Consider the following 19,689-nt stretch of genomic DNA (forward strand, 5'->3'; position numbering starts at 1 on the left):
TAGCGGCGACTCTCGTTTCAGGCACGGAAATTGTTTGCATCGAGGGGCGCAGCGCGTTACAATAAGAGCTTCACGACCAAATGGGCGGGTTTTCACCGCCCATTTTTTTTGGGCGTTTGTTTTTGAACTATTGAACTAATAGAGCGGGTTTTAGAGACTGAATGGCATTGCAAGAGACGATTGAGCAAACTGTGACGGGGCTGGGCTACGAACTGGTCGAGATCGAGCGCACCGGCGGCGGTTTGCTGCGTGTCACGATCGACATGCCTTACGTCCAGGGCGCCGAGCAGTTCATCAATGCCGAAGACTGCGAAAAAGTCACCCGCCAGCTGCAGTTTGTGCTGGAAGTCGAGGGCGTCGAGTACGCCCGGCTGGAGGTCAGCTCCCCCGGCATCGACAGGCTTTTGCGCAGCGAAAAGGATTTTGAGCGTTTTGCCGGCGAGTTGGTCGACATCACGCTGAAGGCGCCTATTGGCGTGGCGGCCAGCGCCGGCTCGACGGTGACGGCCAGCCGCAAGAAATTCCGCGGCACGCTGGAGCGTGCCGAGGCCGGCTGGCAGGTCGTCTGGAGTGACGAGCCTCCCGCCAAACCCGGCCAGAAGATTAGCAAGAAGAGGATTCCCGCGCCGCTGCAGGCGCTGGGTTTCACGCTCGACGAGCTTCACCAGGCGCGGCTTGCGCCCGTGGTGGACTTCAAGGGCCGCAAACCCAGGCCGGCCCCCGGTGCCGCCTCCTCCACAGAGAATTAAATTTCAAGAAATGAAGAAAGGCAGGCTTGTGAAATGAATCGCGAACTGTTGATGTTGGTTGACGCCATCTCGCGTGAAAAAAATGTGGAGCGCGACGTCGTGTTCGGCGCTGTTGAGCTCGCGCTCGCCTCGGCCACCAAAAAAGTGTACGAAGGCGAAGTGGACATCCGCGTGGTGATCGACCGTGACAGCGGCAACTACGAAACCTTCCGCCGCTGGCTGGTGGTGCCGGACGAAGCCGGCCTGCAAAACCCCGAAGCCGAAGAACTGGTGAGCGATGCGCGCGACGAAATCCCCGACATCGAAGAGGGCGACTACATCGAGAAGCCGGTTGAAAGCCTGCCCATAGGCCGTATCGGCGCGCAAGCGGCCAAACAGGTCATCCTGCAGAAAATCCGCGACGCCGAGCGCGAAATGCTGCTTAACGACTTCATGTCGCGCGGCGACAAGATTTTTGTCGGTACCGTCAAGCGCATGGACAAGGGCGACATCATCGTCGAGTCCGGCCGCGTCGAGGGCCGCCTGCGCCGTGGGGACATGATCCCCAAGGAAAACCTGCGCTCCGGCGACCGCGTCCGCGCCATGATCATGGAAGTCGACACCACCCTGCGCGGCGCGCCCATCATCCTCTCGCGCACCGCGCCCGAGTACATGATCGAGCTGTTCCGCCAGGAAGTGCCTGAGATCGAGCAGGGCCTGCTGGAGATCAAGTCCTGCGCCCGTGACCCCGGCTCGCGCGCCAAGATCGCCGTGCTCTCGCACGACAAGCGCGTCGACCCCATAGGCACCTGCGTCGGCGTGCGCGGCACCCGCGTCAACGGCGTGACCAACGAGCTCGCCGGCGAACGCGTCGACATCGTGCTCTGGAGCGAAGACCCGGCCCAGTTCGTCATCGGCGCGCTGGCCCCGGCCAATGTGTCGTCCATCGTGGTCGACGAAGAACGCCATGCCATGGACGTCGTCGTCGACGAGGAAAACCTGGCCATCTCCATCGGCCGCGGCGGCCAGAACGTGCGCCTTGCCGCCGAGCTGACCGGCTGGAAGATCAACATCATGACGGCCGACGAGTCCGCCCAGAAGCAGGCCAGCGAAACCGACACCAGCCGCAAGCTCTTCATGGAAAAGCTCGACGTGGACGAGGAAATCGCCGACATCCTGATCTCCGAAGGCTTCACCAGCCTCGAAGAAGTGGCTTATGTGCCGCTGCAGGAAATGCTGGAGATCGAATCCTTTGACGAAGACACCGTCAATGAGCTGCGCACGCGCGCCAAAGACGCGCTGCTGACGATGGAAATCGCCAAGGAAGAAAATGCCGAAGGCGTTTCGCAGAACCTGCGCGACGTCCAAGGCCTCACGCCAGAGCTGATCGCCAAACTCACGGAAGCGGGCATCACCACCCGCGACGACCTGGCCGACCTGGCTGTGGACGAACTCACCGATATCACCGGCCAGTCTGCGGACGAGGCCAAAGCCCTGATCATGACCGCTCGCGCGCATTGGTTTACCGATGAGCCCGCTGCCGCTGACACCCCTGCACCCGCAGCGGCCCAAGAGCAATGATCATGAAAGGCCTGCAGGAAAAAAACATATGTCCAGTACCACCACCGTCGCTGAATTCGCAGCTGAACTCAATAAATCCCCCGCCACGCTGATCGAGCAATTGACCAGCGCGGGCGTCGCCAAGGCGCAGCCCAGCGACCCCCTGTCCGAGGCGGACAAGCAAAAGCTCCTGGGCTATTTGCAGGCCAGCCATGGCACCGTCACGGCCGAGCGCAAAAAAATCACGCTGGTGAAAAAATCCACTAGCGAAATCAAGCAGGCCGACGCCACCGGCAAGGCCCGCACCATCCAGGTGGAAGTCCGCAAAAAGCGCACCTTCATCAAACGCGACGAAGGCTCTGACCAGCCCGCCGAAGAAGTGCAGCCCGAAGTGGCCGCACCGCCGCCGGCGCCCGTCGTCGATGACGCCGAGTTGATCCGCCGCGAGGAAGAAGCCCGCCGCCACGCCGAACTGTTGCGCCGCCAGGAGCAGGAGCTCGCCGAAAAACGCCGCCTGCGTGAAGAGCAGGATGCGAAGGACGCCGCGCGCGAACAGGAGCGCCTGGCCGCCGAGCAGACTGCCCAGGCCGCCGCCGCTGCTGCCGCCGCCGCCGACGCCAAGAAGGCCAAGCCCGCCGCCGGCAAGGCCAAGGAAGCCGCCGCGCCGACGGCCGCCGCCTCCAAGGCTGCTGAAACCGCCGCCGCCGAACAGGCCACGAAATCCGCTGATGCCGCTGCCGCCGCCGCCGCCGCCAAGGCCAAGGCCACCGCTGAATTCCAGGCCGACGCCGCCAAGGCGCAGGAGCTGCAGGAACGCCGCCGCAAGGCCGAGGCCGAAGCCGCGGGCATTCGCGCCATGATGTCCGCGCCCAAGCGCGTGCTGGTGCCGCACGTCGACCCCAAGGCCGCCATCAAGGGCACGCTGCACAAGCCGGCCGGTGCGCCGGGCGCCGCGCCCAAGCCGGGCGCTCCCGCAGCTGCCGGTGCCCCGGGCGCCGCCGGCAAGAAGGAGGTCAAGTCGGAGAACCTGTCCTCGACCTGGAAGGACGACGCCGCAAAGAAGAAGGGCATCCCGAGCCGTGGCGCGCCCGTCGTGCCCGGACGCGGCAATTTCCGCAGCGGCCCGCGCGGCCGCCGCAGCAATGACCGCGAAGCACGCCCCGAGTCCACCTTTGTGGCACCGACCGAGTTCAAGGTCATCGAGGTGCATGTGCCTGAGACCATCACCGTGGCCGAACTGGCCCACAAGATGAGCGTCAAGTCCTCCGAGGTGATCAAGCACCTGATGAAGCTCGGCCAGATGGTCACCATCAACCAGCCGCTGGACCAGGACACCGCCATGATCGTGGTGGAAGAAATGGGCCACAAGGCGGTCACCGCCGCGCTGGACGATCCGGAAGCCTTCACCGACGACGACGTGCAGGGCCAGCAGGCTGAACTGCTGCCGCGCGCGCCCGTGGTCACCGTCATGGGCCACGTCGACCACGGCAAGACCTCGCTGCTCGATTACATCCGCCGTGCCAAAGTGGCCGCGGGCGAAGCCGGCGGCATTACCCAGCACATAGGCGCCTATCACGTGGAAACCCCGCGCGGCATGGTGTCCTTCCTGGACACCCCGGGCCACGAGGCCTTCACCGCCATGCGCGCCCGCGGCGCCCAGGCCACCGACATCGTCATTCTGGTGGTGGCGGCCGATGACGGCGTGATGCCTCAGACCAAGGAAGCCATCAAGCATGCCAAGGCGGCAGGCGTTCCCATCGTGGTGGCCATCAACAAGATCGACAAGCCCGATGCCAACCTGGATCGCGTCAAGGGTGAGCTGGTCACCGAGGAAGTCGTACCCGAAGAATTCGGCGGCGATTCTCCCTTCGTGCCGGTTTCCGCCCGCACGGGCGCCGGTATCGACCAGCTGCTCGAGCAGGTGCTGCTGCAGGCCGAGGTGCTGGAACTGCGCGCGCCGGTCGACGCCCTGGCCAAGGGCCTGGTCATTGAAGCCCAGCTCGACAAGGGCCGCGGCCCGGTCGCGACCGTGCTGATCCAGTCCGGCACGCTCAAAGCCGGCGACGTGGTGCTGGCCGGATCGACCTACGGCCGCGTGCGCGCCATGCTGGACGAAAACGGCAAGCCCATCAAATCGGCGGGCCCCTCGATTCCCGTGGAAATCCAGGGCCTGACCGACGTGCCACAGGCGGGCGACGAGTTCATGGTGATGACCGACGAGCGCCGCGCCCGTGAAATCGCCACCTACCGCGCCGGCAAGTTCCGCAATACCAAGCTGGCCAAACAGCAGGCTGCCAAGCTGGAGAACATGTTCTCCGACATCTCGGCGGGCGAGGTCAAGATGCTGCCCATCATCATCAAGGCCGACGTGCAGGGCTCGCAGGAAGCGTTGGCCCAGTCGCTGCTCAAGCTCTCGACCGACGAGGTCAAGGTGCAACTGGTGTACTCCGGCGTCGGCGGCATTTCCGAGTCCGACGTCAACCTGGCGATCGCCTCCAAGGCCGTGCTGATCGGGTTCAATACCCGCGCGGACGCCCAGGCGCGCAAGCAGGCCGAGAACAACGGCATCGACATTCGTTACTACAACATCATTTATGACGCTGTGGACGAACTCAAGGCCGCCATGTCCGGCATGCTCACGCCCGACAAGAAGGAAGAAGTCATCGGCAATGCCGAGATTCGCCAGGTGTTCAAGGTCAGCAAGATCGGCTCCATCGCCGGCTGTATGGTCACCGCCGGTGTGGTTCGCCGCACCGCACGCCTGCGTCTGCTGCGCGACAACGTGGTCATCTTCACGGGTGAACTCGACTCGCTCAAGCGCTTCAAGGACGATGTGCGGGAAGTCAAGGAAGGTTTCGAGTGCGGCTTGAATATCAAGAACTACAACGATATTCAAGAAGGCGACATCCTCGAGTTCTTCGAAATCAAGGAAGTGGCGCGTACCTTGTAAAACGGACCGGCCTGCCGCATTCCCGCGGCGGGCTTTCCAGACAAGACAAGATTCCGCTCCATTCACTCCATGCGTAAAAAGTCATCCACCCCCAACCGCGGCTTTCGTGTCGCCGATCAGATCCAGCGCGACCTGACGGAGCTGATCGCGCGCGAGCTGAAGGACCCGCGGGTCGGGATGGTGACCATCCAGGCCGTCGAGGTGACGGCCGACTACGCGCACGCCAAGGTGTTCTTCAGCGTGCTCGTCGGCGACCCGAAGGAGTGCGAGGAAGCGCTCAACCAGGCCGCCGGCTTCCTGCGCAACGGCCTGTTCAAGCGCCTGATGACGCACACGGTGCCGACCCTGCATTTCCACTTCGACCGCACCACCGAGCGTGCGGCCGACATGAACGCCTTGATTGCCAAGGCGGTCTCTTCCCGCGCGCACGACGACTGAGTTCGCGCCGTTCCCCTTGATGACAGGTTCAGGGACAACGGCGCCAACGAAGCGCCGGGCTTGTCCCGTGCGCCGAGCCTGTCGGAACTTATGACGCAAACTTCTTCTCATCGCCAGAAAATCCAGCGACGTCCCGTGCACGGCGTGCTGCTGCTCGACAAGCCGCTGGGCCTGTCGAGCAACCAGGCCTTGCAGAAGGCCAAATGGCTGCTGCGCGCGGACAAGGCCGGCCACACCGGCACGCTGGATCCGCTGGCCACCGGCGTGCTGCCGCTGTGCTTTGGCGCGGCCACCAAGTTCAGCCAGATCCAGCTCGATGCCGACAAGACCTACGAGGCCGTCCTGCTGCTGGGCAAAAAAACCAGTACGGCCGACGCCGAAGGCGAGGTCATCGAAACCCGGCCCGTGCCCGAGATCACGCCGGCCCTGCTGCAAGGCCTGACGGCGCGCTTCACCGGCCCTCTGGCGCAGGTGCCGCCCATGTATTCGGCGCTCAAGAAAGACGGCAAGGCCCTCTATGAGTACGCCCGCAAGGGCCAGGAAGTCGAGCGCGAAGCCCGCCACATCACCATTTTCAAACTGGAAATGGCGCAGGTCCACGACGAACGCGCGCCGGCCGCCATCAAAATCACCGTGACCTGCAGCAAGGGCACTTACATCCGCACGCTGGGCGAAGACATCGGCGAGGCCATAGGCTGCGGTGCCCACCTGGGCTCGCTCCGGCGGCTGGAGACCGGCGGCTACACCACGCAGCAGTGCGTGAGCCTGCCGGCGCTGGAAGCCATGACCGAGCCCGAGCGCGAAGCCTGCCTGCTGCCGGCCCAGTCCCTGGTCTCAGCGTATCCGTCTGTCACATTGGACGCCGACAATGCGGGGCGGTTTTTAAGCGGGCTGCGCCGCCGGGGCGAGCCTGGCCAATGGGGTGCCGACGCGCCGCTGGTGCAGGTCTACGGTCCCGCGGCGGGGCAGGGCGGCGACGCCCCGGCCTTTCTGGGCTCGGCCCACATCACGGCGGACGAGTTGATTCCGCAGCGCCTGCTGAGCCCGATCGAGATCCAGGACATCCTGGCAGCCGCACAGAGTTCCGGCCATGCCGCACCCGCGAGTGCGGCGGCCCTTGTTCACCATTAAAAGTTTTGACAGTTTTTGCCAGTTTTTGACGTTTTAAAGTTCCCAGAAAGCCAACCATGAGCCACAAACAGATCCGCAATATCGCCATCATCGCCCACGTTGACCATGGCAAAACCACCATGGTCGACCAGTTGCTGCGCCAGTCCGGCACCTTCGCCGAACACGAAAAAGTGGTCGACACCGTGATGGACAACAATGCCATCGAAAAAGAACGCGGTATCACCATCCTGGCCAAGAACTGCGCCGTGACCTGGGAAGGCACGCACATCAACATCGTCGACACTCCGGGCCACGCCGACTTCGGCGGTGAAGTCGAGCGCGCGCTGTCCATGGTCGACGGCGTGGTGCTGCTGATCGACGCGCAGGAAGGCCCCATGCCGCAGACGCGCTTCGTGACCAAGAAGGCGCTGGCCCTGGGCTTGAAGCCCATCGTCGTGGTCAACAAGGTCGACAAGCCGGGCGCCAACCCCGACAAGGTGGTCAACGCCGCCTTCGACCTGTTCGACAAGCTGGGCGCGACCGACGAGCAACTGGACTTCCCCGTGGTTTACGCCTCCGGCATCAACGGCTGGTCCTCGCTCGAGGAAGGCCCTCCCAACGAGCAGTGGGGCCCCGACATGTCGGCCCTGTTCAACACCATCCTCAAGCACGTGCCGTCACAGAAGGGCGACCCGGCGGCGCCGCTGCAGCTGCAGATTTCCGCGCTCGACTTCTCGACCTTCGTCGGCCGCATCGGCGTGGGCCGCATCAGCCAGGGCACCATCAAGCCCATGATGGACGTGGTCGTCACGGAAGGCCCGGACGGCAAGGCCATCAAGGGCCGCATCAACCAGGTCCTGACCTTCCAGGGCCTGGAGCGCGTGCAGGCCACCGAAGCCGGCCCCGGCGAGATCGTGCTGATCAACGGTATTGCCGACATCGGCATCGGCGTGACCATCACCGACCCGGTCAACCCCGCGCCGCTGCCCATGCTCAAGGTCGACGAACCGACCCTGACCATGAACTTCTGCGTCAACACCAGCCCGCTGGCCGGCCGCGAAGGGAAGTACGTCACCAGCCGCCAGATCTGGGACCGCCTGCAGAAAGAGCTGCAACACAACGTGGCCCTGCGCGTCAAGGAAACCGACGAAGAAGGCATTTTTGAAGTCATGGGCCGCGGCGAGCTGCACCTGACCATCCTGCTGGAAAACATGCGCCGCGAGGGCTATGAACTGGCCGTCTCCAAGCCGCGCGTGGTGTTCAAGGACGTCAACGGCGAGAAACACGAGCCTATCGAGCTGGTCACCGCCGACATCGAAGACCAGCACCAGGGCGGCGTGATGCAGGCCCTGGGCGAGCGCAAGGGCGAACTGGTGAACATGGAACCGGACGGCCGCGGCCGTGTGCGCCTCGAGTACCGCATCCCGGCACGCGGCCTGATCGGTTTCACCAACGAGTTCCTGAACCTGACGCGCGGCTCGGGCCTGATCTCCAACATCTTCGACAGCTACGAGCCGCACAAGGGCGACATCGGCGGCCGCAAGAACGGCGTGCTGATTTCCATGGACGACGGTGAAATCTTCACCTACGCCCTGGGCAAGCTGGACGACCGCGGCCGCATGTTCGTGCGCGCCAACGACCCGGTGTACGAAGGCATGATCGTCGGCATCCACAGCCGCGACAACGACCTGGTGGTCAACGCCACGCGCACCAAGCAGCTGACCAACTTCCGCGTCAGCGGCAAGGAAGACGCGATCAAGATCACGCCGCCGATTGAATGCACGCTGGAATACGGCGTGGAATTCATCGAGGACGACGAGCTGGTTGAAATCACGCCCAAGTCCATCCGCCTGCGCAAGCGCCACCTGAAAGAAAGCGACCGCAAGCGCGCCGGCAGGTCTTGATGCCCCCACGGTGAGCAGAGCCTCCACGTTCGCTCACTGCGTGTAGCTCTCTGCCCCCGAGGGGGCCGCTGCGCCTGCGGCCCGGCAAAGCCGGTTCCGCGGCCCCTGCTGGTAACGGAGGAGCGCGCTTGAAAACCAGGCCGCTGTGTGTGCAAGCTCCAGCGGCCTTTTATGTTTGCCTAGCAGCCTGAAATGATTGCAAGCCCATGAAACTCACGCATTCCCGCGCCGTTTTCCTGATGATCCTGGTGACCATGATGTGGTCCATCGCCGGTGTGGTGACCCGCCACCTGGAGTCGGCCCGCAGCTTTGAAGTCACCTTCTGGCGCAGCTTTTTCACGGTGGTGTCGCTGCTGGTCATCCTGCCGTTTTTCCAGGGCAGGGCGGTGTTTAGCAAGATCCGCAACGGCGGCTTGGCCTTCTGGCTGTCGGGTGTCTGCTGGAGCATGATGTTCACCGCCTTCATGGTCGCGCTCACGCTGACCACCGTGGCCAACGTGCTGGTGACCATGGCGGTCAGCCCCTTCATCACGGCCTTGCTGGCCCGCGCCTTCATCGGCCACAAGATTCCGGCACGCACCTGGCTGGCGATTGCCATGGCTGGCGCCGGCATTGCCTGGATGTACGGCGGCCAGATGGACCTTTCCAGCCACATCGGCGGAACCCTGGTGGCTCTGATGGTGCCGCTGGCCAGCGCCAGCAACTGGACGGTGGTGCAGCACAGCCGCGCCCACGGCAAGAATGTCGACCTGGTGCCCGCGGTACTGCTGGGCGCGGTGATTTCTACGCTGGCGACCTTGCCGCTGTCGCTGCCGTTTTCCGCCACGGCGCATGACGTCGGCCTGCTGGCGCTGCTGGGCCTGGTGCAACTGGCCATTCCCTGCGTGCTGTCGGTGATGTGCGCCGGCGTGCTCAAGGCGCCGGAAGTCGCCTTGCTGGCGCTGCTGGAAGTGATTTTCGGGATCCTGCTGGCCTGGTTCGGCGCGGGCGAGGTGCCCGGCGCCAGCGTGCTGACGGGCGGTGCGCTGGTCATAGGCGCGCTGGTGGTCAATGAACTGATTGGATGGAGGCAGCGGGCATGAGCGGCATGAACACGGAGACGAGGACCGAGGTGCTGCTCGAGCGCCGCGGCGGCGCCGGGCTCATCACCCTGAACCGCCCCAAGGCGCTCAATGCGCTGTCCCTGGGCATGATTCGGGCCTTATCCGCCGCCTTGCTGGCCTGGCGCGACGACCCGGCGGTCCATGTCGTGGCCATACGCGGCAGCAACAAAAAAGGCCAGCCCGGCACACCGCAGAGCCTGTTCGGCGGCTTTTGCGCGGGTGGTGACATTCGCTTTTTCCACCAGGCGGTGTTCGCGGGGGATTCCGCGCTGGAGGATTTCTTCACCGAGGAGTACGCCCTCAACCACCTGATCCATACCTACCCCAAGCCTTACGTCGCCTTCATGGACGGTGTGGTCATGGGCGGCGGGATGGGAATCAGCCAAGGGGCTCGCGTGCGCATCGTGACCGAGCACACCAAGATGGCCATGCCGGAAACCAATATCGGCCTGTTTCCCGATGTGGGCGGCGGTTATTTCCTGGGCCGCTGCCCCGGCCACGCCGGCGAATACCTCGCGCTGACGGGTGATGTCATTGGCGCGGAGGAGGCGATGGACTACGGCCTGGCCGACATCCAGGTCGAGGCGGCCCGCCTGCCTGAACTGTGGGAAGCGCTGGGCGACCAGGCCTTTGCTTCGGCCGCGGACGCCCAGGCATGGATAGCGGCGCAGTGGACAGTGGGCCGTACCCGCCAGCCCAAGGCCGACAGCCGGATCGACGGCTATTTTTCCCTGCAGCGGGTGAAACATATCGTCGACGCGCTGGAAGCCTCGCCGGATCCATGGGCGGCTAAAACCGCCGCGACCTTGCGCAAACGCTCGCCGTTGATGCTGCACGTCACGCTGGAGCAGATCCGCCGCGCGCGCGGCATGGGCCTGGCCGACGACCTGCGCATGGAGCGCGACATGGTGCACCACTGCTTTCACCTGCGCCCAGGCGCAGCCGGCGAGACCGTCGAAGGCATACGCGCGCTGGCGATTGACAAGGACTACAAGCCGCAATGGAACCCGGCGCGCATCGAAGACGTCAAGCCTGGCATGGCGGATGCGTTTTTTGCCAGCCCCTGGATGCCTGAAACGCATCCCCTGCGCGGGCTGAAGTAAGAGAGCCCGCAGGCTCAGAGCTGCTGGTACACCCGCTGCGCCAGCTTCATCAATTCATCGCGCGAGACGGCCCCGCTCAGCGCATAACCGAAACCCTGGTCCACCCAGTAAAACGAGGGAACCGGACCGTCGCCGCTGTAGCGGAAGGCGGTTTCCTGCGTGGCCTGGGAGGGCGGCTGGGGCGCCGACGCGGCGGCTGAAACCGCATCCACGGCGCCCAGGTACAGCGTCAGGCGCAGCCCGGCCGCGTTCTGGAACATGAATTGCGCGCGGGCGCCGCCGTCACCGGACAGCAACCTGCCGCCGACCAGCTCATAACCTTCGGCCGCCAGCACCGGTACTTTCAGCGGCCGGCCCACACGCTTTGACAGCCACTGCACCAGGTGCTCCTGCTGCGCGGCGGTGACTTCGACGGGATGGCGCACCTCGGGTGAAAACACCGCATGCGCCAGCGAAGCCTGGCGCACAAAGGATTGCGCCGAACGCGCGGAGGCCAGCTGCTGCGGTGCCGGGCTGCCGGGCTGCCCATGCGACAGCCAGCCCATGCTAAAGGCCAGCACCACGGCGGCCGCCATGCCGCCCCAGCGCCGCCATTGGTCGATGTGCTGCTTGGCCGCCTGGCCGCGGCGCGCGGCGGCCAGCAAGGCGTCAGGGATGGCCTCGTCCAGCAAGGGACGGTGCAGGGCGCGCAAGGCCTCGCGCTGCGCCGTCCAGGCTTGCAAGGTCTCGCGGGCGGCGGTGTCTTCGCCCAGTTGCGCCTCGAGTTCAGCCTGCCGGGCCGTCGGCAAGCGGCCGTCGACCAGGGCGTTGATCCGGTCGTGCAGGACTTCGCCTTGGGGGGCATGCGATGCGTCGTGGGGTTTTTCCATGGGGTCCTGCCTTTACTTCAGGCGCCTGAGCTGGGCCGGTGCGACGGCCACCGGGGCCGGGCCGTCCATCAATTCGCGCAATCGGCTGCGCGCGCGCGACAGCCGGGACATCACCGTTCCGACCGGCACGCCGGTGATTTTTGCGACTTCCTCATAGCTGAGGTCTTCGAGGCTGACCAGCAGCAGCACGGCCCGCTGGTCTTCGGGCAGGCGCAGCAGGCAGCGCTGCAGGTCCAGCGACTGGGCGGTGCCGGCCTCCGGCGCCGCAAGCTCGTTCTCGACCTCATCGACATTGACCGTCGCGCCCGCAGCCGCCTGCCGCAGGGAGCGGCGAACCTGGTTGACGAAGATGTTGTGCATCAGCGTGAACAGCCAGGCACGCAGGTCGCTGCCCACCACCCACAGCCGCCATTTGGCGCAGGCGCGTTCCAGCGTGTCCTGCACCAGGTCGTCGGCCGTCCAGGCGTCGCCCGTCAGCGCACGCGCATAGCGCCGCAGGCTGGGGATATGGTCGGTCAGCGGGAAATTTGTCATGCAAGTCTTCCCGCTTCAGCCGATCGCTCAGGGTTTCGCGACGCGCCAGACGTTCTGCACGCCGTCGCCGGTCTTGTCCCCGGGCTTGCTGTCCTTGATCCAGTAGTACAGCGGCTTGCCCTTCATGGCCCACTGGCGGCTACCGTCATCCCGGGTTATGAGGGTGTATTCACCCAGCGGCTGGGCCGTGGGCGTGGCAATCAGGGGCGGCCAGTTGGTCGCGCAGGGGCCGTTGCAAACGGACTTGCCGCTACCTGCCGTATCGCGGTCAAAGGTGTAAAGCGTCATTCCACTGGGGCCGACCAGCACGCCGTCGGCGACGGTGGCAGGATGTTTGGACGTCATGCTGGCACAGCCGCCGAGCAGGACGGCGGTCAGGAAGGCAATGGACAGGAATTTCATGGAAGTCTCCGGGTGAGGGTTGAGGCAGAAGCTGTCTGCACCGGGATAAACACCGGCAAGGCGGCCTTTATTCCATCCAGCCCGAAAAATACCCGAATCCGCTAGCGGTTGCGGGATTTCATTGCGCGTTCGACCTCGCGCTTGCCTTCGCGGTCCTTGATGGTGTCGCGCTTGTCGTGTTCGCCCTTGCCCTTGGCCAGGCCGATCTCGCACTTCACCTTGCCGGCCTTCCAGTGCATGTTCAGCGGCACCAGGGTGAAGCCTTTTTGCTCGACCTTGCCGACCAGCCTGCGGATTTCTTCCTTGTGCATCAGCAGCTTTTTGGTCCGCACCGAGTCGGGCCGCACATGGGTGGAGGCCGTGCCCAGCGGATTGATCTGGCAGCCGATGATGAACAGCTCGCCGCCGCGCACCACGACATAACCGTCGGTGAGCTGCACCTTGCCTTCGCGCAGGGACTTCACTTCCCAGCCTTCGAGCACCATGCCCGCCTCAAAGCGCTCCTCGATGTGGTAATTGAAGAGGGCTTTTTTGTTGTCGGCAATGCGCACGGCGGCAGCAGCGGCCTTGGGGGACAGCTTGGCGGAAGGCGTTGCGGCCGTTTTTTTGGAGGAGGATGCTTCTTTGGTGGCCATGGATAAAGAATGGGGGCGAAAACCGGAAAGTACAGTGCCAATACAATTGCGCCCAGCCTTCCATTGTATGAAAACCGTTCACAAGTCCGTTTTAATCTGGTACAGCGCCGCCGAGATGTATGCCCTGGTCACCGACGTCGCGCGCTATCCCGAGTTTTTGCCGTGGTGCGATCAGGCCTCGGTGCTGGAAGAAAACGCGCAGGGCATGACGGCCAAGGTCGGCATTTCCATCGCCGGCCTTTCACAAAGCTTCACCACACGCAACATCCACGAAAAGGACCGCAAGGTCAGCCTCAAGCTGGTCGACGGCCCGTTTTCAAAGCTGGACGGCCACTGGGACTTCACGCCCGTGGGCAAGGGCGGCGAACGCGCCTGCAAGGTGGAGTTCAGCCTGCGCTACGACTTCGACAATGCCGCGCTGGCGGCGCTGGTCGGTCCCGTGTTCGACAAGATCGCGGGCAGCCTGGTCGATGCTTTTGTCAAAAGAGCCTCGGACGTCTATGGCGAGCCCTGAGGGCGGTACGCCGCTGGCAATCACCCTGGTTTATTCCCCCGCGCCGCGGCAGGTGCGTGAATGGACGCTGGAGCTGGCAGCCGGCGCAACGGTCGCCCAGTCCCTGGCGGTCAGCGGAATATTGGACGAATTTCCCGAACTGCGGACCGTCCGCCTGGTGCTGGGCATCTGGGGCCGCAAAACCACGCCGGGACATGTGCTGCACAACCAGGACAGGGTGGAAATCTACCGCGGCCTGCGCGTGGACCCCAAGGTGGCGCGCCGGGAGAGGTTCAACCGCCAGGGCGCCAAGCGGGCCGGGCTGTTTGCCAAAACCCGGGCCGGCGCCAAGGCCGGCTATTGAAATGAAGAGCAGGGGCGAGGCCCGCGGGCTCAACGCCTCCTGCCTATTTACAGTCGCTGCTCACAATACCTTGGGTACGCTTGATTTCCGCGGCCCTGGCGTTGTCATCCATGTAGTCGCGTTCGCCCTTGGCATTGGTGATGGGGACCCGCTGGCCTGATTGCAGGCCTGCCAGCGATTTTTTCGCCCGTTCGCAGTTCTCCGCCTTGGCTTTGGAGACTTGCTCCTCCTGCGCCTGCTTTTTCGCGGCCGCCTCGTCTTCCGCCTGCTTTTTCTTGGCTTCGAGCTGCGCGTCCTTGCCGGTCAGCTTGGGTGCGTTCGGATCACTTTTCGGTGCCGAGGCGGCTGCGGCGGAAGCCGTCGCCGTCTCCTCTGGGACCGAAACCATTCCGGACTTCCCCTTGCCGCCGCGCGGCATTTTGAGGATGTTTTTTTCCGGGATGTCGGACGGTGGGGATCGGTCGCTATAGACCTTGCGGCCGTCCTTGTCTATCCATTGCCATTGCGCCAGGGCGGTCAGTGAAAATGCGCCGCCGGCGACGGCCAGTATGAGTGTTCTTGAGACGAGTTTGAGGTCCATTTCGCCAGTGTAGCGCTGTGTGGCGCGGTTTTTTGCCCGTTCGGACGCAAACGGGGCGCAAAGAGGAGGCAAAGCAGCCTTTTTACAACCTGGGCGCAACAACGGTGAGAGCGGTGCCAGGGCGGCGGCGGAAGGGCTAGGGGTTAGTACCGACGGGTTTTTGCGACAAGGGTACAATCGTGTTTTTGGAGCCATCCCTATGCGCCTACTCGGCAAAGCGCTCACCTTCGACGACGTATTGTTGGTGCCAGCGTTCTCCCAGGTCCTGCCCAAGGACACTTCACTTTCCACCCAATTTTCCCGAAACATCCGCCTGAACCTGCCGCTCGTGTCGGCGGCCATGGACACGGTCACCGAAGCCCGGTTGGCCATCGCCATCGCCCAGGAAGGCGGCATAGGCATCGTCCACAAAAACCTCACGGCCCAGCAGCAGGCCGCTGAAGTCGCCAAGGTCAAGCGCTACGAAAGCGGCGTCCTGCGCGACCCGGTCGTCATCACCCCCACCCACACCGTGCGCCAGGTCATGGCGCTCAGCGAGCAGCTCGGCATTTCCGGCTTCCCCGTCATTGACGGCGGCCGGGTGGTCGGCATCGTGACGGGACGTGACATGCGCTTCGAATCGCGCATGGACGTGCCAGTCAGCACCATCATGACGCCGCGCGAGCGCCTGATCACCATCTCCGAAACCGCCTCGCTGTCCGACGCCAAGGCGCTGCTCAACAAGCACCGCCTGGAGCGCGTGCTGCTGGTCAACGACAACTTCGAGCTCAAGGGCCTGATCACCGTCAAGGACATCACCAAGCAGACCACCTTCCCGAACGCCGCGCGTGACTCGCACGGCCAGCTGCGTGTGGGCGCCGCCGTCGGCGTGGGCGAGGGCACCGAAGAGCGCGTCGAGGCCCTGGTCAAGGCCGGCGTCGACGCCATCGTGGTCGATACCGCCCACGGCCACAGCAAGGGCGTGCTCGACCGGGTGCGCTGGGTCAAGCAGAACTATCCCCAGGTCGACGTCATTGGCGGCAATATCGCCACCGGCGCAGCGGCGCTGGCGCTGGTCGAAGCCGGCGCCGACGGCGTCAAGGTCGGCATAGGCCCCGGCAGCATCTGTACCACCCGCATCGTCGCCGGCGTCGGCGTGCCGCAGATCATGGCCATCGACAACGTCGCCACCGCGCTGCGCGGCACCGGCGTCCCCCTGATCGGTGACGGCGGCATCCGCTACAGCGGTGACATCGCCAAGGCCATCGCGGCCGGCGCCAACACGGTCATGATGGGCGGCATGTTCGCCGGCACCGAGGAAGCCCCGGGCGAAGTCATCCTGTTCCAGGGCCGCAGCTACAAGAGCTACCGCGGCATGGGCAGCATAGGCGCCATGCAGCAGGGCAGCGCCGACCGCTACTTCCAGGAATCGAGCACCGGCAACCCGAACGCCGACAAGCTGGTGCCCGAGGGCATCGAAGGCCGGGTTCCCTACAAGGGTTCCATGGTCGCCATCGTGTTCCAGATGGCCGGCGGCCTGCGGGCCAGCATGGGTTACTGCGGTTGCCCCACCATCGAGGACATGCGCGAGAAGGCCGAATTCGTCGAAATCACCTCGGCAGGCATTCGTGAAAGCCACGTACACGACGTGCAGATCACGAAAGAAGCGCCAAACTACCGCGCCGATTGAGTTTGACCCAGCCGGCCAGGGCGTCTTGAAAGACGCCCTTTCTTTTTTTGCCTTGAAGAAGCCCCTCATGCAACACCAGAAAATCCTCATCCTCGATTTCGGCTCCCAGGTCACCCAGCTGATTGCCCGCCGCGTGCGCGACGCCCACGTCTTCTGCGAAGTCCACCCCTGCGACGTCAGCGACGAATGGGTCCGCGAATACGCCAAGGACGGCACGCTCAAAGGCGTGATCCTCTCCGGCAGCCACGCCAGTATTTACGAGGAAACCACCGACAAGGCGCCGCAATCCGTCTTCGAGCTCGGCATTCCGGTACTGGGCATTTGCTATGGCATGCAGGCCATGGCGCACCAGCTGGGCGGCAAGGTCGAAGGCGGCCACAAGCGCGAATTCGGCTCCGCCGACGTGCGCGCCCGCGGCCACACGGCGCTGCTCAAGGACATCGCCGACTACACCACGCCCGAAGGCCAGGGCATGCTCGACGTCTGGATGAGCCACGGCGACAAGGTCACCGAAATGCCGCCCGGCTTCAAGCTCATGGCTTCCACCGATTCCTGCCCCATCGCCGGCATGGCCGATGAGGAGCGCCGCTTCTACGCGGTGCAGTTCCACCCCGAGGTCACGCACACCAAGCAGGGCAACGCCATCCTCAAGCGTTTTGTGCTCGATATTTGCGGGACGCGCCAGGACTGGGTCATGGGGGACTACATCAGCGAAGCCGTCGAAAAAATCCGCCAGCAGGTCGGCGACGAGGAAGTCATCCTGGGCCTGTCGGGCGGCGTCGATTCCTCGGTGGCCGCGGCCCTGATCCACCGCGCCATCGGCGACCAGCTGACCTGCGTTTTCGTCGACCACGGCCTGCTGCGCCTGAACGAGGGCGACATGGTGATGGACATGTTTGTCGGCAAGCTGCACGCCAAGGTGATCCGCGTCGACGCGAGCGACCAGTTCCTCGGCCACCTGGCCGGTGTGAGCGAGCCCGAGGCCAAGCGCAAGATCATAGGCCGCGAGTTCGTCGAGGTGTTCAAGGCCGAGGCTGCACGCCTCAAGGCCGGCGACGGCGGCCACAAGGGCGCCAAGTGGCTGGCTCAGGGCACGATTTACCCCGACGTCATCGAATCCGGCGGCGCCAAGAGCAAAAAAGCCGTCACCATCAAAAGCCACCACAACGTCGGCGGCCTGCCCGAGCAGCTGGGCCTGAAGCTGCTGGAACCGCTGCGCGAACTGTTCAAGGACGAGGTCCGCGAACTCGGTGTGGCACTGGGCCTGCCGCACGACATGGTCTACCGCCACCCGTTCCCGGGTCCCGGCCTGGGCGTGCGCATCCTGGGCGAAGTCAAAAAGGAATACGCCGACCTGCTGCGCCGCGCCGATGCGATCTTCATCGAGGAACTGCGCAACTTCAAGGACGCGGCCAGCGGCAAGACCTGGTATGAACTCACCAGCCAGGCCTTCACCGTCTTCCTGCCGGTCAAAAGCGTGGGCGTGATGGGGGACGGCCGGACCTACGACTATGTGGTGGCATTGCGCGCGGTGCAGACCAGCGACTTCATGACCGCCGACTGGGCCGAGTTGCCTTATGCTTTGCTCAAAAAGGTCTCCGGCCGCATCATCAACGAGGTGCGCGGCATCAACCGCGTGACCTACGACGTCAGCAGCAAGCCGCCGGCCACCATCGAGTGGGAGTGACTGGAGTGGAGGCCTGAACCATGCCTGGGCAATCCTCCCTATTCGACTTTGAACAAGACGCCAAGCCGACGGACAGGCTGTTTTTCGCGCTCTTCCCCGACGCCGAGGCCGCGGCACGCATTGCCGAGTGCGCCCGCCAACTGCGCGCGCAGCACGGCCTGCACGGTACGCCGCTGAAAACCGAGCGCTTTCACGTCACGCTGCACCACCTGGGTGACTATGCCGGCCTGGACCAGGGCATTGTTGACATGGCGAGCAGGGCCGCCGCCGCGGTCAGGGCGGCGCCGTTTTCGGTCACCTTCGACCGGGCCGTGAGCTTTTCGAGTTCCCCGCGCAACCGGCCTTTTGTGTTGCGCGGCGATGCCGGCCTTGCCGAACTGATGGTGTTCCAGCGGGCATTGGGTGTTGAGATGGCCAAGGCCGGGCTGGGGCGTTGGGCGAAACCGGCTTACACCCCCCACGTCACCCTGCTCTACGACGATCGCGCGGTGGCCGAACAGGCGATTGAACCCATCCGCTGGACGGCCGGCGAGTTTATCCTGGTGCGCAGCCTGATCGGCCAGACCCTGCATATCCCGCTGGCGCGCTGGCCGTTGCGGCCCTGAGTCTTTGGCCGGCCGCGCTGGCAGGCCCGGGAAATCTGCCCGGTTTTGGCCTATGCTTCAGCCCATGTACCTGCCACCCCAATTCAAAGGCGACAGCGCCCAGGCCACGGCGCTGATCAATGAGCACCCCTTCGCCAGCCTGATCAGCGTCGACGACGCGGGCCTGCCTTATGTGACGCACCTGCCGCTGCACCTGGAAATGCAGGGCGAGCAGATGGTGTTGCTGGGCCATGTGGCCAAGCCCAATCCGCACTGGCGCTACCTGCAGGCAAGGCCCCAGGCCGTCGTGACATTTCTCGGTCCCCATGCCTACCTGTCGCCCAAGGTCTATCCCGACCTGGCGCGGGTGCCGACCTGGAACTACCTGGCGGTGCACTGCACCGTGCGGGCCACGCTGATTGAAGACCCGGCGGCCAAGGACCGTTTGCTCAAGAAACTCATAGGCGACCACGAGCCGCCTTTTGCTCAGCAGTGGCGTGACCAGGGCGAGGAGTTCGCCCACAAGATGCTGGCCGGTATCGTGGGTTTTGAACTGCTGGTGACTGAGCTGCAGTGCAAGCTCAAAATCAACCAGCACAGGCGCGAGGCCCATGCCGCGATGAAGACCATTTACGCCGCCGGCAATGAAAACGAACAGGCGCTGGCCGGCTGGATGGACCGCCTGGGCATGGCCGCCGGCAACGACACCCCAAAGGAGGCTTGATATGCGCGGTATTTTCAGCATCGTGGGCCTGCTGGTCGTTGTGGCCATCATCGGCCTGCTGGTCAAAAAGCAGCTGGGCGGCACGCAGGCGGCTGTTCCCGCGACGCCCGGGATGCCCGCCATTTCCGCTGACGCGCCGCCGCAGGTGCGCAGCCAGCAAACCCAGCAGCAGGTCAAGCAGGCCGTGGAGGGCGCCCTGCAGCAGGCCCGCCCCATGCCGGAAGAGAAATAAGGCCGACGGCAGCCGCTGCC

General features: G+C 64.5%; 20 protein-coding genes. 15 read left to right on the plus strand and 5 right to left on the minus strand.

Annotated elements, in window-relative coordinates; all coding sequences use genetic code 11:
* Window positions 1–161: 161 nt before the first annotated feature.
* The 8 genes from rimP (at window position 162) to PMI15_RS06455 (ending at window position 10,896) form a co-directional block, all read left to right on the plus strand.
* Complete coding sequence (gene rimP, locus PMI15_RS06420) at window positions 162–749, plus strand: ribosome maturation factor RimP (protein WP_007865392.1); 588 nt, start codon at window positions 162–164, stop codon at window positions 747–749.
* Between the two features lie 33 nt (window positions 750–782).
* Complete coding sequence (gene nusA / locus PMI15_RS06425; protein WP_007865395.1) at window positions 783–2,309, plus strand: transcription termination factor NusA; 1,527 nt, start codon at window positions 783–785, stop codon at window positions 2,307–2,309.
* Between the two features lie 28 nt (window positions 2,310–2,337).
* Window positions 2,338–5,238, plus strand: coding sequence for a translation initiation factor IF-2 (gene infB / locus PMI15_RS06430; protein ID WP_007865398.1), 2,901 nt, complete (start codon window positions 2,338–2,340; stop codon window positions 5,236–5,238).
* Between the two features lie 69 nt (window positions 5,239–5,307).
* On the plus strand, window positions 5,308–5,676 hold the full coding sequence (rbfA, locus tag PMI15_RS06435; RefSeq protein ID WP_007865402.1) for a 30S ribosome-binding factor RbfA: 369 nt from the start codon (window positions 5,308–5,310) through the stop codon (window positions 5,674–5,676).
* Window positions 5,677–5,766: 90 nt separating this feature from the next.
* Window positions 5,767–6,807, plus strand: coding sequence for a tRNA pseudouridine(55) synthase TruB (gene truB / locus PMI15_RS06440; protein ID WP_036837756.1), 1,041 nt, complete (start codon window positions 5,767–5,769; stop codon window positions 6,805–6,807).
* Window positions 6,808–6,863: 56 nt separating this feature from the next.
* Window positions 6,864–8,690: a translational GTPase TypA gene (gene typA, locus PMI15_RS06445; RefSeq protein ID WP_007865418.1), complete on the plus strand. Its 1,827-nt coding sequence runs from the start codon at window positions 6,864–6,866 to the stop codon at window positions 8,688–8,690.
* 206 nt (window positions 8,691–8,896) lie between these two features.
* Complete coding sequence (locus tag PMI15_RS06450) at window positions 8,897–9,772, plus strand: DMT family transporter (protein ID WP_007865420.1); 876 nt, start codon at window positions 8,897–8,899, stop codon at window positions 9,770–9,772.
* Complete coding sequence (locus tag PMI15_RS06455; protein ID WP_007865422.1) at window positions 9,769–10,896, plus strand: enoyl-CoA hydratase/isomerase family protein; 1,128 nt, start codon at window positions 9,769–9,771, stop codon at window positions 10,894–10,896. Before PMI15_RS06450 ends, PMI15_RS06455 begins: the two co-directional genes overlap by 4 nt.
* 14 nt (window positions 10,897–10,910) lie before the next feature.
* Here PMI15_RS06455 and PMI15_RS06460 read toward each other — a convergent pair whose 3' ends face one another.
* From PMI15_RS06460 to smpB, 4 genes are all read right to left on the minus strand, one after another.
* Window positions 10,911–11,765, minus strand: coding sequence for an anti-sigma factor (locus tag PMI15_RS06460; protein WP_007865425.1), 855 nt, complete (start codon window positions 11,763–11,765; stop codon window positions 10,911–10,913).
* A gap of 12 nt (window positions 11,766–11,777) precedes the next feature.
* A complete protein-coding gene (locus tag PMI15_RS06465; RefSeq protein ID WP_007865432.1) occupies window positions 11,778–12,299 on the minus strand; it encodes an RNA polymerase sigma factor in 522 nt (173 codons plus the stop codon).
* Window positions 12,300–12,326: 27 nt separating this feature from the next.
* Window positions 12,327–12,701: a hypothetical protein gene (locus PMI15_RS06470; RefSeq protein WP_007865436.1), complete on the minus strand. Its 375-nt coding sequence runs from the start codon at window positions 12,699–12,701 to the stop codon at window positions 12,327–12,329.
* Window positions 12,702–12,802: 101 nt separating this feature from the next.
* A complete protein-coding gene (smpB, locus tag PMI15_RS06475) occupies window positions 12,803–13,336 on the minus strand; it encodes an SsrA-binding protein SmpB (protein WP_007865439.1) in 534 nt (177 codons plus the stop codon).
* Window positions 13,337–13,403: 67 nt separating this feature from the next.
* Here smpB and PMI15_RS06480 point away from each other — a divergent pair, with 67 nt between their 5' ends.
* Both PMI15_RS06480 and PMI15_RS06485 read left to right on the plus strand, forming a co-directional pair.
* A complete protein-coding gene (locus PMI15_RS06480) occupies window positions 13,404–13,850 on the plus strand; it encodes a type II toxin-antitoxin system RatA family toxin (RefSeq protein ID WP_007865440.1) in 447 nt (148 codons plus the stop codon).
* Entirely contained in the window at window positions 13,837–14,193 is a 357-nt protein-coding gene (locus tag PMI15_RS06485; protein WP_007865442.1) for an RnfH family protein, read from the plus strand. The genes PMI15_RS06480 and PMI15_RS06485 overlap by 14 nt, the downstream gene beginning before the upstream one ends.
* Window positions 14,194–14,236: 43 nt before the next feature.
* On the opposite strand, the gene PMI15_RS06490 is transcribed toward PMI15_RS06485, so the two are convergent.
* Complete coding sequence (locus PMI15_RS06490) at window positions 14,237–14,773, minus strand: DUF4124 domain-containing protein (RefSeq protein WP_007865444.1); 537 nt, start codon at window positions 14,771–14,773, stop codon at window positions 14,237–14,239.
* Window positions 14,774–14,972: 199 nt separating this feature from the next.
* On the opposite strand from PMI15_RS06490, the gene guaB reads away from it, so the two are divergent.
* The 5 genes from guaB (at window position 14,973) to PMI15_RS06515 (ending at window position 19,669) form a co-directional block, all read left to right on the plus strand.
* On the plus strand, window positions 14,973–16,442 hold the full coding sequence (gene guaB / locus PMI15_RS06495) for an IMP dehydrogenase (RefSeq protein WP_007865446.1): 1,470 nt from the start codon (window positions 14,973–14,975) through the stop codon (window positions 16,440–16,442).
* A 67-nt stretch (window positions 16,443–16,509) separates the two neighbouring features.
* A complete protein-coding gene (gene guaA / locus PMI15_RS06500; protein WP_007865448.1) occupies window positions 16,510–18,129 on the plus strand; it encodes a glutamine-hydrolyzing GMP synthase in 1,620 nt (539 codons plus the stop codon).
* Window positions 18,130–18,149: 20 nt separating this feature from the next.
* Entirely contained in the window at window positions 18,150–18,734 is a 585-nt protein-coding gene (locus PMI15_RS06505) for a 2'-5' RNA ligase family protein (RefSeq protein WP_007865453.1), read from the plus strand.
* Between the two features lie 64 nt (window positions 18,735–18,798).
* Window positions 18,799–19,437 (plus strand): FMN-binding negative transcriptional regulator, encoded by a 639-nt coding sequence (locus PMI15_RS06510; protein WP_036837761.1) that lies wholly within the window; start codon window positions 18,799–18,801, stop codon window positions 19,435–19,437.
* Between the two features lies 1 nt (window position 19,438).
* Window positions 19,439–19,669, plus strand: a complete 231-nt coding sequence (locus PMI15_RS06515; RefSeq protein WP_007865460.1) for a hypothetical protein — start codon at window positions 19,439–19,441, stop codon at window positions 19,667–19,669.
* The last annotated feature ends 20 nt before the right edge of the window (window positions 19,670–19,689 follow it).

Source organism: Polaromonas sp. CF318 (genome assembly GCF_000282655.1).
Lineage (GTDB): Bacteria > Pseudomonadota > Gammaproteobacteria > Burkholderiales > Burkholderiaceae_C > Polaromonas.

Coding starts and splice junctions, on each gene's coding strand:
- PMI15_RS06505 (WP_007865453.1), top strand. CDS start 18,150: ATGCCTGGGCAATCCTCCCTATTCGACTTTGAACAAGACGCCAAGCCG.
- PMI15_RS06450 (WP_007865420.1), top strand. CDS start 8,897: ATGAAACTCACGCATTCCCGCGCCGTTTTCCTGATGATCCTGGTGACC.
- smpB (WP_007865439.1), bottom strand. CDS start 13,336: ATGGCCACCAAAGAAGCATCCTCCTCCAAAAAAACGGCCGCAACGCCT.
- guaB (WP_007865446.1), top strand. CDS start 14,973: ATGCGCCTACTCGGCAAAGCGCTCACCTTCGACGACGTATTGTTGGTG.
- PMI15_RS06510 (WP_036837761.1), top strand. CDS start 18,799: ATGTACCTGCCACCCCAATTCAAAGGCGACAGCGCCCAGGCCACGGCG.
- PMI15_RS06515 (WP_007865460.1), top strand. CDS start 19,439: ATGCGCGGTATTTTCAGCATCGTGGGCCTGCTGGTCGTTGTGGCCATC.
- PMI15_RS06485 (WP_007865442.1), top strand. CDS start 13,837: ATGGCGAGCCCTGAGGGCGGTACGCCGCTGGCAATCACCCTGGTTTAT.
- guaA (WP_007865448.1), top strand. CDS start 16,510: ATGCAACACCAGAAAATCCTCATCCTCGATTTCGGCTCCCAGGTCACC.
- PMI15_RS06490 (WP_007865444.1), bottom strand. CDS start 14,773: ATGGACCTCAAACTCGTCTCAAGAACACTCATACTGGCCGTCGCCGGC.
- typA (WP_007865418.1), top strand. CDS start 6,864: ATGAGCCACAAACAGATCCGCAATATCGCCATCATCGCCCACGTTGAC.
- PMI15_RS06470 (WP_007865436.1), bottom strand. CDS start 12,701: ATGAAATTCCTGTCCATTGCCTTCCTGACCGCCGTCCTGCTCGGCGGC.
- PMI15_RS06460 (WP_007865425.1), bottom strand. CDS start 11,765: ATGGAAAAACCCCACGACGCATCGCATGCCCCCCAAGGCGAAGTCCTG.
- rimP (WP_007865392.1), top strand. CDS start 162: ATGGCATTGCAAGAGACGATTGAGCAAACTGTGACGGGGCTGGGCTAC.
- PMI15_RS06455 (WP_007865422.1), top strand. CDS start 9,769: ATGAGCGGCATGAACACGGAGACGAGGACCGAGGTGCTGCTCGAGCGC.
- PMI15_RS06480 (WP_007865440.1), top strand. CDS start 13,404: ATGAAAACCGTTCACAAGTCCGTTTTAATCTGGTACAGCGCCGCCGAG.
- rbfA (WP_007865402.1), top strand. CDS start 5,308: ATGCGTAAAAAGTCATCCACCCCCAACCGCGGCTTTCGTGTCGCCGAT.
- PMI15_RS06465 (WP_007865432.1), bottom strand. CDS start 12,299: ATGACAAATTTCCCGCTGACCGACCATATCCCCAGCCTGCGGCGCTAT.
- infB (WP_007865398.1), top strand. CDS start 2,338: ATGTCCAGTACCACCACCGTCGCTGAATTCGCAGCTGAACTCAATAAA.
- truB (WP_036837756.1), top strand. CDS start 5,767: ATGACGCAAACTTCTTCTCATCGCCAGAAAATCCAGCGACGTCCCGTG.
- nusA (WP_007865395.1), top strand. CDS start 783: ATGAATCGCGAACTGTTGATGTTGGTTGACGCCATCTCGCGTGAAAAA.